Origin of the sequence: Paenibacillus graminis, from assembly GCF_000758705.1 — a bacterium.
GTDB classification, from domain to species: Bacteria; Bacillota; Bacilli; order Paenibacillales; family Paenibacillaceae; genus Paenibacillus_AQ; species Paenibacillus_AQ graminis.
Genome location: NZ_CP009287.1, coordinates 1,603,202 through 1,619,054 on the forward strand (window position 1 = coordinate 1,603,202; position 15,853 = coordinate 1,619,054).

The 15,853-nt window shown below is 53.0% G+C and carries 14 protein-coding genes and 1 pseudogene; 12 read left to right on the forward strand and 3 right to left on the reverse strand.

Annotation, left to right across the window (positions count from 1 at the left end):
• Positions 1 to 132 precede the first annotated feature (132 nt).
• Positions 133 to 977: pseudogene (locus tag PGRAT_RS31125) on the forward strand (SDR family oxidoreductase).
• A gap of 111 nt (positions 978 to 1,088) precedes the next feature.
• Positions 1,089 to 1,592, forward strand: a complete 504-nt coding sequence (locus PGRAT_RS06905; protein ID WP_025703228.1) for a GNAT family N-acetyltransferase — start codon at positions 1,089 to 1,091, stop codon at positions 1,590 to 1,592.
• A gap of 43 nt (positions 1,593 to 1,635) precedes the next feature.
• Here PGRAT_RS06905 and PGRAT_RS06910 read toward each other — a convergent pair whose 3' ends face one another.
• Positions 1,636 to 1,980, reverse strand: a complete 345-nt coding sequence (locus tag PGRAT_RS06910) for a winged helix-turn-helix transcriptional regulator (RefSeq protein WP_025703229.1) — start codon at positions 1,978 to 1,980, stop codon at positions 1,636 to 1,638.
• Positions 1,981 to 2,058: 78 nt separating this feature from the next.
• Here PGRAT_RS06910 and PGRAT_RS06915 point away from each other — a divergent pair, with 78 nt between their 5' ends.
• From PGRAT_RS06915 to PGRAT_RS06935, 6 genes are all read left to right on the forward strand, one after another.
• Positions 2,059 to 2,319 carry a YqkE family protein gene (locus tag PGRAT_RS06915; RefSeq protein WP_025703230.1) on the forward strand — a complete coding sequence of 87 codons (261 nt, stop codon included), beginning with the start codon at positions 2,059 to 2,061 and terminating at the stop codon, positions 2,317 to 2,319.
• A gap of 353 nt (positions 2,320 to 2,672) precedes the next feature.
• On the forward strand, positions 2,673 to 4,124 hold the full coding sequence (locus PGRAT_RS06920; protein WP_025703231.1) for an RtcB family protein: 1,452 nt from the start codon (positions 2,673 to 2,675) through the stop codon (positions 4,122 to 4,124).
• Between the two features lie 2 nt (positions 4,125 to 4,126).
• Positions 4,127 to 5,413, forward strand: coding sequence for an ATP-binding protein (locus PGRAT_RS06925; RefSeq protein ID WP_025703232.1), 1,287 nt, complete (start codon positions 4,127 to 4,129; stop codon positions 5,411 to 5,413).
• A gap of 437 nt (positions 5,414 to 5,850) precedes the next feature.
• Positions 5,851 to 5,988, forward strand: coding sequence for a hypothetical protein (locus PGRAT_RS33070; RefSeq protein ID WP_155990291.1), 138 nt, complete (start codon positions 5,851 to 5,853; stop codon positions 5,986 to 5,988).
• Between the two features lie 12 nt (positions 5,989 to 6,000).
• A complete protein-coding gene (locus PGRAT_RS06930) occupies positions 6,001 to 6,507 on the forward strand; it encodes a metallophosphoesterase family protein (protein ID WP_042266248.1) in 507 nt (168 codons plus the stop codon).
• A 64-nt stretch (positions 6,508 to 6,571) separates the two neighbouring features.
• A complete protein-coding gene (locus PGRAT_RS06935; protein ID WP_244884051.1) occupies positions 6,572 to 7,285 on the forward strand; it encodes an HAD family hydrolase in 714 nt (237 codons plus the stop codon).
• Positions 7,286 to 7,467: 182 nt separating this feature from the next.
• Here PGRAT_RS06935 and PGRAT_RS06940 read toward each other — a convergent pair whose 3' ends face one another.
• Positions 7,468 to 8,577: an FAD:protein FMN transferase gene (locus PGRAT_RS06940; RefSeq protein ID WP_025708005.1), complete on the reverse strand. Its 1,110-nt coding sequence runs from the start codon at positions 8,575 to 8,577 to the stop codon at positions 7,468 to 7,470.
• Between the two features lie 247 nt (positions 8,578 to 8,824).
• On the opposite strand from PGRAT_RS06940, the gene PGRAT_RS06945 reads away from it, so the two are divergent.
• Both PGRAT_RS06945 and PGRAT_RS06950 read left to right on the forward strand, forming a co-directional pair.
• Positions 8,825 to 9,397, forward strand: a complete 573-nt coding sequence (locus PGRAT_RS06945) for a TetR/AcrR family transcriptional regulator (RefSeq protein ID WP_025708006.1) — start codon at positions 8,825 to 8,827, stop codon at positions 9,395 to 9,397.
• A 102-nt stretch (positions 9,398 to 9,499) separates the two neighbouring features.
• Positions 9,500 to 11,593: a YhgE/Pip domain-containing protein gene (locus PGRAT_RS06950; RefSeq protein WP_042266253.1), complete on the forward strand. Its 2,094-nt coding sequence runs from the start codon at positions 9,500 to 9,502 to the stop codon at positions 11,591 to 11,593.
• Between the two features lie 845 nt (positions 11,594 to 12,438).
• Here the strand turns inward: PGRAT_RS06950 and PGRAT_RS06955 are convergent.
• A complete protein-coding gene (locus PGRAT_RS06955) occupies positions 12,439 to 13,371 on the reverse strand; it encodes a glycosyltransferase family 2 protein (protein ID WP_025705190.1) in 933 nt (310 codons plus the stop codon).
• A gap of 291 nt (positions 13,372 to 13,662) precedes the next feature.
• On the opposite strand from PGRAT_RS06955, the gene PGRAT_RS31490 reads away from it, so the two are divergent.
• Together PGRAT_RS31490 and PGRAT_RS06965 are read left to right on the forward strand one after the other, a co-directional pair.
• The gene (locus tag PGRAT_RS31490; RefSeq protein ID WP_025705189.1) at positions 13,663 to 14,949 is read left to right on the forward strand and encodes a glycosyltransferase family 4 protein; all 1,287 of its coding nucleotides are present in this window, start codon (positions 13,663 to 13,665) and stop codon (positions 14,947 to 14,949) included.
• Positions 14,950 to 15,051: 102 nt separating this feature from the next.
• Positions 15,052 to 15,774, forward strand: a complete 723-nt coding sequence (locus tag PGRAT_RS06965; RefSeq protein WP_025705188.1) for a DsbA family oxidoreductase — start codon at positions 15,052 to 15,054, stop codon at positions 15,772 to 15,774.
• Positions 15,775 to 15,853: the final 79 nt, after the last annotated feature.

Consider the following 15,853-nt stretch of genomic DNA (forward strand, 5'->3'; position numbering starts at 1 on the left):
GTCTTTTTGTGTTCGGTAAGACCGGCTTTTCTTCATCCCCTGATATGATGTAACATAATCTTATACATGTGCTTTTTGAAGCCCAGGCCAGGCTGAAGCCGGCGGTTCAGTATGAGGAGAGGAGAATGGCTCATGGTAGGGAAGACAGTGCTGGTGACCGGAGGCAACTCCGGGATGGGGCTGGCGACAACCATTGAAATGGCCCGCCGGGGAGCAGCGGTAATTATGGCCTGCCGCAGCCGTACGCGGGGAGAAGAAGCACTGGCGGAAGCCAGGCGCCAGAGCGGGTCGGACAACATCAGGCTGATGCTGTGCGATTTGGCCTCATTCGATAGCGTGCGCGCTTTTGCGGAGGAATTTACGGCCAGTAATCCAGTGCTTGATGTCCTGATCAATAATGCCGGCGTCGTTGCGCTCAAAAGACAGCTCACCACCGACGGATACGAGCTGGATTTCGGCGTGAACCATCTGGGTCACTTCCTGCTGACCAAGCTGCTGCTGGAGCGGCTGATTGCTGCTGCGCAGGGGCGGATTGTAGTGGTTGCCTCGGGTGCCTATAAGATCGGCAAGCTCCATCTGGATGACCATACTCTCTCCCGCGGCTATAATCCGGCGAAGGTTTACGCCCGTTCCAAGCTGGCCAATATTCTGTTCACCCGGGAGCTGGCTGCACAGCTGCGGGGACACAAGTTACGGTGAACGCGGTGCACCCGGGCGCAGTTGGCACAAGCATCGGGGTGAACCGCGAGACAGGTTTTGGCCGCTCGCTCTTGAAGCTGCTGTCCCCTTTCTTCCTGACTCCGGAGCAGGGGGCGGACACGGCCATTTGGCTGGCTGCAGCGCCGGAGCTGCGGGGTGTGACCGGAGAATATTATTACCGGCGGAAAATTCAGGAGCTGTCCCCGCGGGCTCGGGATGCTGCTGCAGCGGCACAATTATGGCAGTGGAGCCTGGAACACACCGGCCTTCAACAATAACTGTATGACGGAAGAATATGCAGAATACACAGAATATGCAGAATACGTTGCAAGTATATCTGCCCTTGGAGCACCGTTTGAAATTCACATATTTGCAGGAGGAATGGATGAATGACAGCGCAGAATTACAGTATTGAAGATGCGGCAGCCGGGGACTTGGCGGCGATTGTGGATATTTATAACTCGACGGTTGCAGGCAGGATGGTGACTGCCGATCTTGAGCCGGTGAGCGTTGCGGACAGAGAGAAGTGGTTTCAGGAGCATAACAGTCATCACAGGCCGCTCTGGGTTCTGAAAAAAGACGGAGAAATCGCCGCCTGGTTCAGCTTCCAGTCTTTTTACGGCCGACCGGCTTATAACGGAACTGCGGAAATCAGTGTCTATGTAAATGAAAAATTCCGCGGCACAGGGGCAGGAAGCCTGCTGCTGGCCAAAGCTCTGGAGGAATGCCCCCGCCTGGGTCTGCAGAATCTGGTCGGCTTTGTGTTTGGCCACAATGAGCCAAGCCTGTCGCTGCTGCGGAAATTTGGTTTTGAACAATGGGGCCTGCTGCCAGGTGTAGCTGAGATGGACGGCGTTCTGCGTGATCTGGTAATTATCGGCCGCAAGCTGTAATCAATTAGGAATGCGCTTCCGGCATCAGCGGCGTTCCCGGCGCTTATTGCGGTTGGCTGGGTTCAGGCTGGCACTCTTCAGAGGTAATCCATGAATCCGACCACTGCTGCAGGCCACGGATCACAGATTCCAGTGCGCGTCCCTTATCCGTCAAAGAATATTGGATGCGGACAGGTGTCTCCGGGAATACCTCACGGAGGACAATCCCCTCCTGCTCAAGTTCCTTGAGCCGTTCGGAGAGCAGTCTGCCGCTGACCGGCAGGGCGGCTTCGATGACACTGAACCGCTGCGGTCCCTGGAGAAGCTGGTAGATGATTAAGCCCGTCCAACGTCTGCCGATGATATCCATGCTTTTTTGTAACCGTGGACACAAATCTGTAGATTTCATAAGGCTCACCTCTTATTGTACATTATAAACGAAAAGACCTATGACTAAAACAACGAAAGACCCGAAAGGATGACCAATATGGCAAAGAAGAAAAAAACAACCCCTGCGCCGCGCCCTGCGGCTTTGGATGCTCCGGCAACCCTGAAGGACCTGCTGAGCAGTGATGTACTCGAAAAGCTGAAGACGCAATCGGACGCGCTGAAGGCTGAAGAGAACGAGAAGAAAGAAGCCGCCAGAAAGGCAGTTGAAGACCAGCGCAAGGCGGAGCAGAAGCGTTTGGAGAACGATTTTGCCCATTTGCTGGAGAACAGCAGCCAGGATTGGCACAAATTTAAATAACCGCGTTTCCAATAAAAGGGTTGACACAGAGCGGAACTGGCGTTTATTATTGGTTTTATCTAATTGAAGGGAGGCCGATGGGTCATGATTGGAAATACACAGCTTGCAACCGCATATAGAAGATCTGATCTCATCGGCCCCGTCCGGGCAACATGATGTGCATCGGCCTGGCCTGCTGAATTCGTGCGGACCGGGTCCGAAGGTCATGTGTTATTAACCTTAACTGGGTGATATGTACGGAATCTCTGCGAAGAGCCGTGGATCAGAATGATGATCTGCGGTTCTTTTTTGCGTACCCATTTTATGCTTACAATACATTTATAGCTTACACTTTGAAAGGAATTGAACAATATATGAATTTTAATGAACAGCAACCGGGCGGCTATGTACCCCGTTATAAGCATGAGCTTGCCCTGCCGGGCGGCGATCTGAAGGTGTATGCCAGTGAGCAGTTGTTTGCCGCGCTGGATTACAAGGTGCTGGAGATGGCGAACAACAATCTGCAAATTCCAAATATCGAATATATGAGCTATACCCCGGATGTGCATGTAGGCGTCGGAACCTGCATCGGCACTACGGCGGTATGGGATGCCGCTGAAGGCTATGTGTCTCCATCCATTGTGGGCAGCGATATAGGCTGCGGCATGCGCGTGCATCTGACTACACTCCACAAGGACGATCTGCGTGAAGTGAAGCTGCGCCGGAAGCTGGTGCGCGCCATCGAGAAATATTTACCGATGGAGCAGCAGCAGCGGGGCACTTACAGTGATATCCGCCTGGAAAACATCGTCCGCAAGGGGCTGCACGGATTGCCGAACAAGTATGTGCCGGACAGCTACACCCCAAAGAAGTCGAGTGCATTGTCACATGTCGAAATCAGCAAGCTCAGCTTTGACGAGGAGATTCTGAACGAGCTGCCAGACATGGCCTGGCACCGGGGGCACCGCCAGCTTGGAACACTGGGCGGCGGCAATCACTTTGTGGAAATTCAGGAGATTGAAATTGCGGAAGAGCAGCGTGAGCTGGCTGAAGCCTGGGGACTGCGGGACGGGCAGATTGCGGTAATGATTCACTCCGGCTCCCGGGCCTGGGGAGGCATGGTCAACCAGTTCTGCACACCGGCTTTCGCCAAGGTGATGGGCCAGCTGGGCCTGGGCAGCGCCGATCCGCGCCTGATCTATGCTCCGCTTGCGCATCCACAGGCCCGGCGCTATGTCAACCTGATGTACTCGGCGCTGAATTATGCGGTGGTGAACCGCCACCTGATCGCCTACGCGGTCCGCGAAGGGTTCCGCGATGTGTTCGGACCGAAATGCGAGCTGCGGACCCTCTACGACTTGATGCACAACTATGCCTGGCAAGAGCAGACGGCTGCCGGGACCAAGTTCGTGCACCGCAAAGGGGCAACCCGGGCGCTGCCAGCCGGGCATCCGGATAATCCCCGGCCTTATGCCGCTACCGGACATCCGGCGCTGATTCCGGGCTCCATGGGTACGGCCTCCTACATCATGGTCGGCCAGCCCGGAGGGGAAGAGAATTATTATTCCATCTGTCATGGCGCCGGCCGTATCCGTTCTCGTTCCGCCAAGAAGCGGCTGGTGTCGGTCAATGATTTTTCCAAGTCGCTGAGGGTTGGCCGGGAGGATGAGATTGTCGTCAATCAGCATTCCCTCGAATCTATCATTGACGAATCGCCTCAGGCCTATAAGAATGTAGATGAGATCATAGAGAGCGTTACGGGCGCCGGACTGGCTGCTGTCGTGGCCAAATGCAAGCCGCTCGCAGCGATAAAGGGGACCAAGTAACAATGGAGAAAGAGAACAAGAAGCATACTGTAATTTACAAATACGACGAAAACGCCACGGGCATGATCAAGGGCTACGATGCCTATGCACGCCTGGTGGATGGAATTCTTGAAGCTTTGCACACCCGGTATGGCGTCCGCTACGAGCTGTATGCCAGTGACGATCCGAACAGTGAATACTGGAAGCTGCTGGAGAATGATGTGCAGAGCGGACATCCCGGTGTGGAGCATGTGGCGCGGATTTTCGACCGTCTGGAGGACCGGACGTTTGTGTATGACGATGACAAGGAGCAGCCGGAATACAGCATCCATTTGTCGATCCGCAACAATGTGCTGGCTTATCCGGGGATGGGAGTGGCTCTGGCGCGGGTTCCTGTATTCCAGGAGAACGGCATCAACTTTCAGGACTATGTTTTCGCTGCTTCTGACGAGCAGCTGCAAGGGTTTCTGGGCAATGTACGCAAGCGGCAGCGGGAGCAGAATATCAACAAGGTGACGGTGTTCACCGACAGACGCAATGGTATCTTCCGTGAGGATGAGCCGATAACACGTTCGGTTGGACGCGAGGCTGTCGTGCTGGAAGCGGGGATCAAAAAAGAGATTTACCGCTCGCTCGACCAATTCTTCGATTCGGACCGCAGCTTTTATGTTACCTATGACATTCCCTACAAAAGAGGAATTCTGCTCTACGGCCACCCCGGCAACGGCAAGACCACACTGGTCAAGTCCATCGCCGGGAGCGTGCCCGGTCCGGTCGTCTATTGGCAGATTACCGAATACACGAGCAGTGAATCGGTGAATGAGGTGTTCGAGGCCGCCGCCCGGCTGGCGCCGATGGTGCTGGTGATCGAGGATATCGATTCCATGCCGCAGGAGGTCAGATCCTTTTTCCTGAATACGCTGGACGGGGCCACCTCCAAGGAAGGGATTTTTCTAATCGGAACGACCAACTATCCGGAGAAAATAGACCCCGGCCTCATGAACCGCGCAGGACGTTTTGACCGTGCGTATGAAATTAAGATGCCGGATGAGGAGCTGCGGCTGGAGTATCTGAAGCTGCGCGGCTTCACGGCTTTTGCCGGAGAAGAGGGCGTTGCCGCCGCCGCGCGTCTGACTGCAGATTTCTCCCTGACCCAGCTCGGTGAGCTCTACGTCAGCGCCGCTCTGGAATGGCATGAGAATGGCCGGGCCGATGTCGAGGCACTTGTCCGCGGAATGCGGAGTGAGCTGGACAAGGGGCGCAAGCGGGAATGGATGAAGGACGCTTCTTCGGCCATTGGATTTTACTAAGTGGCAATGATCTAATAATAGTATGCCTGTGATGGGAGCCCGTGGGCTCCTTTTTTTTAGGGTTAGGAAATTGTGATTAATTACACTTATGGAATATAATGTTTATGAAGTTGGGGATAAGTGGACATGAATTTAGCGATTTCACCCTTATTTCCCCTCCAAATCAGCGAATAGAAGAACGAGGTGGAAAAAGGAAACTTAATTGGGTGATTTTACTCACTCCGGGGCGAAATGAGCTGAATTAGTGATCCTTTTTCCAACTTAGGCTGCGGAGATCGGTGTGCTGGGGCCAATTAGTGATCCTTTTTCCACTTGAAATTGCCGCTGGATTCATGAAGGGTCCTCCAGGCAAACGCTAAATTGAAATCTAAAGCAGCTAAGTGATCCGGATCGGAGAGGTACGGTTGTGGAAATGCAGGACAGGGGGAAATGAATAAGTGAAATTAGGAGACGGGATAGCCCGGAAAGTCCGTGCGAAGCTGCCTTTACTTGCTTCTGCCCCCTGCAAATCGTACAATTATCTGAAAATTAGTATTCGCAAAGCTGCGGTAGAGGTTCACGATTATGCAGATTAGGAGTTGAAGCAAATGAAGGTAGGAGTGGTATCGGATACGCATCTCTCAAGCAGGGCCAAAGGGCTGCCCTCTGTGCTTATGGAGGAATTCAGCAAGGTGGATATGATTCTGCATCTGGGTGATTGGGTATCGCTGGAGATCTATGATCTGCTGGCAGAGCTGGCCCCCGTGGAAGGAATTGCCGGCAATAACGACGGGGCTGAGATTATCCGGCGGCTGGGAGAGCGCAAGATCGTCACGCTGGAAGGTGTGCGGATCGGAATGATTCATGGACACGCGCCTTACTCCCGCAAGGGAACCGACGGGAACGCGCTGCTCGCTTTTGAAGGCGAGAAGGTGGACTGCATCCTGTTTGGCCATTCCCACCAGCCGCTGCTGCGGCAGGAGGGGGATATTCTGCTGTTCAATCCCGGCTCACCTACGGATAAGCGGCGGGAGAAGCAGTATTCGTTCGGCCTCATGGATATTGAGGAGGGCAAGATCAGCGCACGCCATATTTTCTACGATTCCAGGGAATAGAAGCGGATCTGTTGCTTGATGAACTATCATTTGTTTTATGGAAAAGAAAGTTAGGTGCGTGAATGTGGATAACAGCAATGATAAGCTAGCTATATTTTTTGATCTGGATGATACGCTGTACGACCATCTGATCCCTTTCCGGGAAGCGGTACGCGAGGTGCTGAGGCCGGATGAGGACCATTTGAATTATGCGGATCTCTTCTACAAGGTAAGGCATCACAGTGATCTGCTCTGGCCGAAGTATCTGCGCGGCGAACTTGAGCTTGAAGAAACGCGTGTACGGCGGCTGGAGCTGGCTTTTGCAGAATATGGTCTGGAACTGGACCGTGAGCAGGCGTCCAAGGTGCAGGCAGCATACATCGGCCGCCAGTACAGCATTGAGATGATCGAAGGGGTCGCTGAACAGCTTCAGCGTTTTATTTCCCTGGGACATAAGGTAGGGATCATTACGAATGGTCCTCAGGACCATCAGATGAGCAAGCTGCGCGGACTGGGCGTCGACAGGCTGATCCCTGAAGAGATGATTTTTATCTCGGATGCGGTTGGACTGGCCAAGCCGGACCCGGCAATCTTTGCTTATGTGAACCGGATGACCGGGACAACGGCCGAGCACTCGCTCTACATAGGGGATACGTGGGACAATGATGTTGTCGGAGCGCTTGATGCAGGCTGGAAGGTGTGCTGGTACAATCCACGGGGCAGACAGCCGGGAACGGAGCATAAGCCGAGTTACATCTTCGCCAGCTACCGTGAATTCAGTGAGCTTCCTTTGATTTAAAAGATATGGGGGGTGAACTCTCCGGATTTTTTCATTAACGCAGAGCAGCGATTCTCCAATAACGGGAGAATCGCTGCTCTTTTGACGTTGTAAGTTTTTGAGAAGATAGAGGGCTTGTCTCCGCCACTAGAAAATCTGCTTATGGGACAGCCTCTCAGCAGGCGCTCCACAGAAGCAGCTGTTTAATTGGCAAAAGTATAGGTCGGGTCGGTGAGCTGCAGTCTTTTTTTCAAATCGGAGGTTGCATAGATCTTGTTGTCGTCCGTGATAAAGAAGGCGTCCACCTTCTCCGGCAGCGATTCAAGGTATTTCATGCCATCCTCCAGGCCCATAAGGAACACTCCGGTAGACAGGGCATCCGCATCGGTTGCGTTGGGGCTCATAATGGTGATGCTTTTCAGCCCGTTCTGGGATGGAAATCCTGTGCGCGGGTCAAGAATGTGGTGGTAACGCACACCGTCCTGCATGAAGAACCGTTCATACACACCGGAGGCATCAATCACCTCATCCGAAATTTTGATTGTTCCCAGTTGGGTGCCGCGGCTTTGGTCCGGGTCCTGCAGGCCGATGTTCCAGGGCGATCCGTTAGGCTTGTTCCCAAGCGCAATAATACTGCTGCCCCCAAGGTTGATCATTGCGCTGTCCAGCCCCTGCTCTTTCAAATAATCGGCAATGCGGTCGGCTGCATACCCTTTGCCGATCCCGCCCATATCCAGCACCATGCCTTCTTTGGCCAGCTTGACGGTCTTCGCAGCCTCATCCACAATAACATCCTTATAATTGGTCAAGGCCTTGGCTTTGTCGATCTCCGCCTGAGGAGGAACCGATTCTCCGCCGCTGCCGATATTCCACAGATCCACAAGCGGGCCAATTGTCGGGTCGAACAGCCCGTCCATTTCCTCGGCGTATTTCAGCGACTGCTTAACAATATCCAGCGTTTCATCGGAGACAGCAACGGCCTCTTTGCCGGCAGCCTTATTTACCGCATACAACTCCCCGTCTTCCTTGGTGCGGCTGAACTCTTTATCCATGCGCTCCAGCATCTGCTGGATGTCATCCATATTTTTCTGCTCGGCCTTGTCGCCGAAAACTTTGATATTCACAACGGTATCATAAATATAAAACGTCTGCTCCAGGGACTTCGTTCCGCCATCCGTGGATACCTTGGCGCCGCCAGCGGTCTCTTCCGGACTGCTGTTCTTGTCCTTGTTGCTGCCGCAGGCTGTGACAGACAGAGCGAGGATAACGACGAAAACGGCGAGGAGAAGTGTCGATCTTGTGTTCTTGAGCATGTTCCACCATCCATAAAGTTAGTTTCTTGATCACATCCTTACTATAATACCCCAGATAAGCAGGCAATGGATACTTATTTCAAGACATTTTGGGCATAAGAAAATAAGTGCGGTTCAGCATGAGGCAGAAATTTACTTAAAATTGTTGTCATATCCGCGCAGACATGTTAAATTGATTTATGACCGGCTGACCAAAAATAAAATTTAGTCAATTTTTGACTGTTTAGGAAGGAAAGGAGCTTGAACCATGTCCATCGACCGCAAAGCATTAATACTGCAGGCGGCGACCAAATCCTTTGTACAGTTTGGCTATAAAGCCACGACTATGGATCAAGTGTCCAAGATCGCTAATGTAGGCAAAGGTACGATTTATACTTTTTTCAAAACCAAGGAAGAGCTGTTTGAAGAAATTCTGGACAAGGCCTCCCAGGAGCTGACTTCGGTCATGAGCCGTTTGGCGTCCGAGGATCACACCTTTATTCAGAAGCTGTTCAATCTGCTCGACTCCATTCTGGAATTCCGCTCCGATCATGAGCTGTTCGTCAAGCTGGCTCAGGAAGTGCGCGATATCGGTACGGTGCAGGCGCTTGAAGGAGTTAAACGGATGGAGGAATATGCGCTGGATTTCCTGCGGCGGCAGATTGAGCAGGCGATGGAGCGCGGGGAAGTGAAGCCTTGTGATGCCAGTGTGGCAGCGTTTATGATTTTCCGGCTATACTTGGCTTTGACCACGGAATGGAACAAGGGACATGAGCCCCTGGACAAAAACCGGATCAAAGAGCATATGATTTTGTTTATTTCAAATGGCATACTGGTCTAAAAGCCAAGCCACACAGCCTGTAAGGGCTATTTTTTTCCAGCTGTTATGATTGATTATGAAAATTTTCACGAATTTACAAACAAGAGATAGAAGGTGCCGGCAATGAAAGCTATTACTGTGTTTCTGAAGGATATGAAAATACTGTTGACCAAGCCCATGCTTGTGCTCACTTTACTGGGTGTTGCGGCGTTGCCGATGCTGTACAGCAGCTTTTTGGTGGATGCCTCCTGGGACCCTTACGGCAATACGGGCAAGCTGCCTGTTGCTGTTGTTAATCTGGATAAGGGAGCTGTCTATGAAGGCAAATCCATGGAAGTGGGGAAGGACTTCGTGGATGAGCTGAAGGACAACGACGACTTCAAGTGGAATTTCGTGAATGCGGCCGAAGCCGAGGATGGCATGGCGCATAACCGTTATTATATGACCATTACGATTCCCGCCAACTTTTCCGCAAATGCGACAACACTGACTGAGGAGCATCCGGTGCAGGCTGAGATTGTGTTCGAGCCGAACAGTGACTATAACTTTGTCGCCGGGCAAATCGGCAACAGTGCGATGAGCAAGCTGAAGGCGAAGCTGTCCACCCAGATTACAGCAGCCTATACCCGCAGCATGTTCGAGCAGGTTGACACGATCTCGGAAGGTCTTGGAGATGCAGGCGACGGTGCAACGGAGCTCAAGGCTGGAGCGGGCAAGCTGCAGGGCGGGCTGTCCACGCTGAAGACCAACCTGAATAAGCTGGCGAGCGGGACAACCGAGCTGCAAAGCGGTCTGAAGCTGCTGTATAATGGCGCGGGCAGCCTGAAGCAAGGCACAGGTACACTTACGCAGGGAACGACAGACTTGGCCAGCGGATTAAGCCAGCTGGTTCAGGCTGAGCGGCAGCTCCAGGCTGGTGCTGTGAAGTCGCAAAATGGCGCGGCACAGCTGAACGAAGGGCTGCTGGCCTCGAAGACGGGCAGCAGCCAGCTGAAGGAGGGACTGACCGCGTCGGAAGCGGCCAGCAGCCAGCTTGCCGCCGGTGCGGATCAGGTGGCCAAGGGGCTGGAGCAGATGATGGCGGCAACGCCCGGCCTGCAGGAGAATGAGCAGTTCCAGCAGCTGCTGGCTGCAAGCCGGCAGGTTGCCGCAGGCAGCCAGCAGCTGCACACCGGCCAGGAGCAGCTGCTGGCCGGCAGTACGAAGCTGGACGCAGGACAGCAGCAATTGGCTGCAGGCGCCAAGCAGCTAAGCGACGGCGGCTCCCAGCTGGCCACAGGGCTGCAGGCCTTCGGCCAGAAGCTGAATGAGGCCAGCGCGGGCGGAAGCAAGCTGGCTGCCGGGGCTGCGGCGCTGAACAAAGGCGCCGTTCAGCTGGGGCAAGGGCTGACCAAGCTTGCGGGAGGCGTAGACGGCCTCTCGGAAGGAGCGGTCAAGCTGAAGGATGGCGCAGGAGAGCTCAAGGACGGCGCGGGCAAGCTGGCCAGCGGAAGCGGTGAGCTTGCGGCGAAGCTGACCGACGCCGCAGCGGACACTTCCAGCGTGAAGTCCGGAGATGATACGGTGAACATGTTCGCCGAGCCGGTCAAGCTCACAGAGAAGACAGATCATAAGCTGGATCACTATGGACTGGGAATCACGCCGTATTTCTTATCGCTTGCCCTGTTCGTGGGAGCGTTGGTGTTCAGTACTGTATTCTCTCTGCGCGATTCGAATGTGCCGGGCGCTTCGCCGATGGGAAGATTTCTGAGCCGGACACTTACATTCGTGATGGTCAGTATACTCCAATCAGTACTTGCCGATATTGTTTTGTTATATGGCCTGAAGCTGGAGGTTCAGAGTGCCCCGCTCTTCTTCCTGTTCACGCTTATCGTCAGCTTCTGCTTCACGATGATTGTTCAGGCACTGGTTACGTGGCTGGATAATCCGGGACGCTTCCTGGCGATTGTATTGATGATCTTCCAGCTGACTTCCAGCGCCGGCACCTTCCCCCTGGAAATGCTGCCAGGCTGGATGCAGAAGGTGAATCCTTGGCTGCCAATGACGCACAGTATCGCCGGCTACAAGGCAATTATCGGCAGCGGAGACTACGCCTTGATGAGAGTGCAAATCGTCTACTTGCTGGTTTACGCTGTGATCTTCCTGGCGCTCACTTTCCTGTACTTTGCGCGCCAGAACAAGCGCACTGCAGCGGCTTCTAAAGAGCTTGCGGTCTAAGGCAACCCTTGGTGAAGCAAGGATATGTGAAGGGTCAGCTTCGCTAGGCGGAGGCTGAGCGAAAGATCAGGCATACCGCAAGAGTCCCGCTCTTAAGGCGGAACTGAACGAAATGTCAGCTATATTACGAAAACTCCCGCCCCGAAGGGAAAGCGGAATAAAACTTCACACATAAGTATGGAAACTTCCGCCCCTGAGAGGGAGGCCGCTGAAAAACTGGCTTTTCAGCAGCCCTCCTAAGGGGAACGGGAGTTTTTTGCCTTTTTATTCTTGTTGTTCAGGTAATTATGATTTTATTCTACTGCAGGTATGGCATGTAAAAGCTGGCCGCAAGGAGGGAGGGGAATGTCCGCGAGAGTTGCAGGGAGGTGAAGTGGAATTAGTTCACTTAAATCAGCGCAAAAGCTCTCTGCAGAGGGAATGGTGGGAAAAAGTAAAGTTAATTTGAGCGAATTTCCCTGTGTTGCCGGGAATCAGCCGGATTAGTTGTCCATTTTCCATCTAACACCTCAGGAATAGGGGAATGCAGGAGATATAAGTTTACTTTTTCCACTTGGGCTTGCTGCCGGGCACTCACAAACATAAATTCAAAACGGCTACCCTATCCAATAAAGGACGGCATAGCCGTTAGGTCCAGGGTAACCAAGTTCATGGATAGCTGGCTCCTATTTAACTAATTTCGGCATAGCTGTTACATGCAAAGCTGACTCCTGCGTAGCAGCACATGCACAGCTGGTACATGCATAGCTGGTTTATGCATAGCTGGTTTATGCATAACCGATTCATGCTTAACTAGCCATGCTAAACTACCTCATGCTTAACTGGTTCATCAAGCTGGCTCGTGCCTAGTCCAGCATATACTCACGGTACTTGTTTTTGCGGGGGTTCAGTACGAAGAGTATGCCGCTGAGGTAGCCTGAAACGGCATTGAAGTTGCGCTTCAATGTCGATTTGCCGGTTAGATAGGTCAAGGTCCACAGCAGGGCTGCGTAATTTTTCACCGGGGCTTTACGCAGATTCAGCAGATAATAATGGTTGACGGCTGTGGCCCGCGCGACCCGGCCCGCCTTGTCGCGGGAGCTAGGAGACTCGTGGTGGGTAATCTTCATATCCGGATTGATCACGAGCTTGCCGTATTTGCTGGCCAGATGGCACATATAAATATCGTCAGCCACTGCATAGCTGGTCATCCAGGGATAAGGCTTCATGTCCTTCAGCGCCGAAGCACGGAACGACATATTGCAGCCATGGAAAAAATCCGTTTCAAAGGTATCCTGTGTCTCTCCCCAGAGCAGCAGAGAGCCTGCAAGTGTGCTGGCCGACAATCGGCCTGGCGAAGCCGACATTTGGCAGGTCAGCATACCGAGCAGCTTGCCGGATCTGCTGCTGGACATGCCTTTGGCTATGCCTCCGACCCCGACGATTGACTTGTCCGCCGCGTAGGTATCCAGCATCCGGCGGATGTACAGCGGATCGTCCAGTTCGGCATCGTCGTCGAAGCTGAGCAGAATGTCTCCATCGATCAGTCCCAGTGCCTCATACCGGGAGAGCCAGACACCGGGCTTGGTTTTGCGGTAATAACGCAGCTCCGCCTGAGGCATCCGGTTGAGGACTTTGCGGAAATACTCCAGTACCTGCTCCTCAATATCACCGTCGTCCACAATCAGCAGCTCAATCGAGACATCCTCAAGATCGGTCTGCCTGCCGATAGATTCAATGCACAGCGTAAGATCTTTGATCCGGTTGCGCGTGGGAATTACGATAGACACATCATGCATGCCGCTGACTCCTTCCGGGACGCCCTCGTCGTCCGCTTTATCATAATAGAATAATATAATGCACCGGAATTTCTTGTTGCTCTAAGTTTACCCCCCTTCAGGTAGGACGTATATACCACTTTCGTTTACTTTTTTTTATAGCATTTGCGATTATAATAAATAGGAAATTAGTTGCAGTTCATTTTGAGTAATACGAACTATTTGGACAAAGCTTAGCTATATGCTTCCGGTGCCAGTTTTGCGAAGCGGATTCAGGAAGCTTAGGCTATCAAACTTTAAGGAGGAGACGTTATGCATGTCGGGATCTTTATGCATACTAATTACTTTGAAGATTTCTTCGTAAAAGGCCTGGGTCTCAGTGAAGAGGAATATGTAAGTTCGTATCATAACGATTTTTCTTTCGATTATGCGCGTCTTTTACATACCAAAGGCATCCGCACCACCATTTACAATTTCACCCGGGTGGGCGATGAGGTCCGCACTTATCAGCATGGCATTGTGGATTGCACCATTAAATTCATTCCTGTGGGCAGACTCTATAAATCGTATTGCCTGATCCCGCTCTCCCACCGGACACCCATCGGCAAATTTATCTCCCAATATATATCCACCATTCAAAAGGATCTGGCCGGAATTTTGCGCGAGGACGGGATCAGCCTGATTTATGCCCAGGAATATGCATCCGGACGTTTTGAACGTCTGGCTTCAACGGCCAAGGAGCTGAACATTCCAATCATTGCCGCATATCACGGGGGCAGCATACATAAATGGATATTGCCCATTAAGAAGCATACGCTGCACAAAGCTTCCTTTTTGACAACGCTTAACGAGGATGAGCAGAACAGCATGGTTAGCCATTTCCCGCATATCGCGGAACGGATCCGGCTGCTGCCCAACTTTGTGAATTCAGCGATTTTTTACAAGCGGGACAGGGAGCAGGCGCTGGCGGCGCTTGGGCTGGACCCGGAGAACAGGTATTTGATCACGGTGGGCCGTTTATTTGAATATCAGAAGGGCCATTCCCTGCTGGTTCAAGCTGTGGAGCAGCTCAGGCATATTCCCGACCTGAAGGTACTGATCGCCGGCGGCGGGCCGGATGAGCAGAGCTTAAGGGCGCTGATTAAGGAAAAGAATCTGGAGGACCGCATTATTCTCCTCGGCACGATCCGCAACAAGGATATTCTGGCCAGCTACTACAGTATTTCCGAACTGTTCGTGCTGCCTTCACGGTATGAAGGGCTGCCGCTGGTCATCCTGGAAGCCGGTGCCTGCGGGCTGCCGACGGTTGCCTTTAATGTGATGGGGGTACGCGGGCTGGTGCAGCATGGGGTCAGCGGTCTGCTCGCGGAAGGGCTGGACCCGTCCGCGCTGGCGGCATCACTGGATACCTTGCTCGGAAATCCGGAGCTGCGCACGGAGATGGGGGAAGCAGCCCTTCGGATCGTCCGTTCAGACTACTCGGAGGAGATTATCGGGGCGCGTCTGTATAATCTGCTGCAGGAAAGCTTAGGGGTTGACCCTTCGGCGGCCCCCTTTGGCGGCGACAGCCTGGCACCGGAGCTGGGCACTCCTGTGTAAACCGTTCGTGCAGATAGCCGAAAGATACTTGTAATTTTCGGTTTTTAACTATACAATTGTAAGTAAGAAAAATTTAGTTACTAAGATTCAGGAGGAATCCCCATGAGAATAGATGTATGGTCCGACAATGCCTGTCCATTTTGCTATATCGGCAAAAGACGGCTGGAGCACGCGCTGAGCCAGTTCGAAGGACAAAACAAAGTAGAAGTTGTCTTCCGCAGTTTCCAGCTCGATCCGAGTGCACCGGTGCAGGCCACCCAGGATGTGTATGACATGCTGGCTGCCAAATACGGTATGACCCGTGAGAAGGCGATAGCCACGAACGCCCAACTGGCAGAGCAGGCTAAAGGCGTTGGCCTGGAGTTCAACTTTGATGCCGTGCAGCATACGAATACTTTTGACAGCCACCGTCTGGCTCACTATGCTGCCGCCAAAGGCAAAGGTGCTGAGATGTCCGAGCGGCTGCTGGGTGCTTATTTTACCGATGGACACAATCTGGCGGACCGCCAAGAGCTGGCTTCCCTGGCTGGCGAGGTTGGTCTGGATAAAGCAGAAGCTGCGGCGATGCTGGAAACAGATGCCTTTGCAGATGCGGTGAATGCCGATATTGCGGAAGGAGAGCGCTTGAATATTACAGGTGTACCGTTCTTCGTATTCAATAATAAGTATGCCGTATCGGGTGCTCAGCCGGGTCCGGTCTTCTCCGAGGTGCTGGATACCGTCTGGGCTGAAGAGAAGAATGCACCTGAGCTTCAGGTGATTGGACAACCTCAGTCCAAAGCTCCGGATGCCGAAGGCTGCGATGACGGCTCCTGCAGCATCTGATGGGCAGAAGCCCGGCCTGGAGAGTCTGCCGGGCCCATGGCTGATGGCGCAGCCTGAATGCAGCTCACTAAAGCCCCCT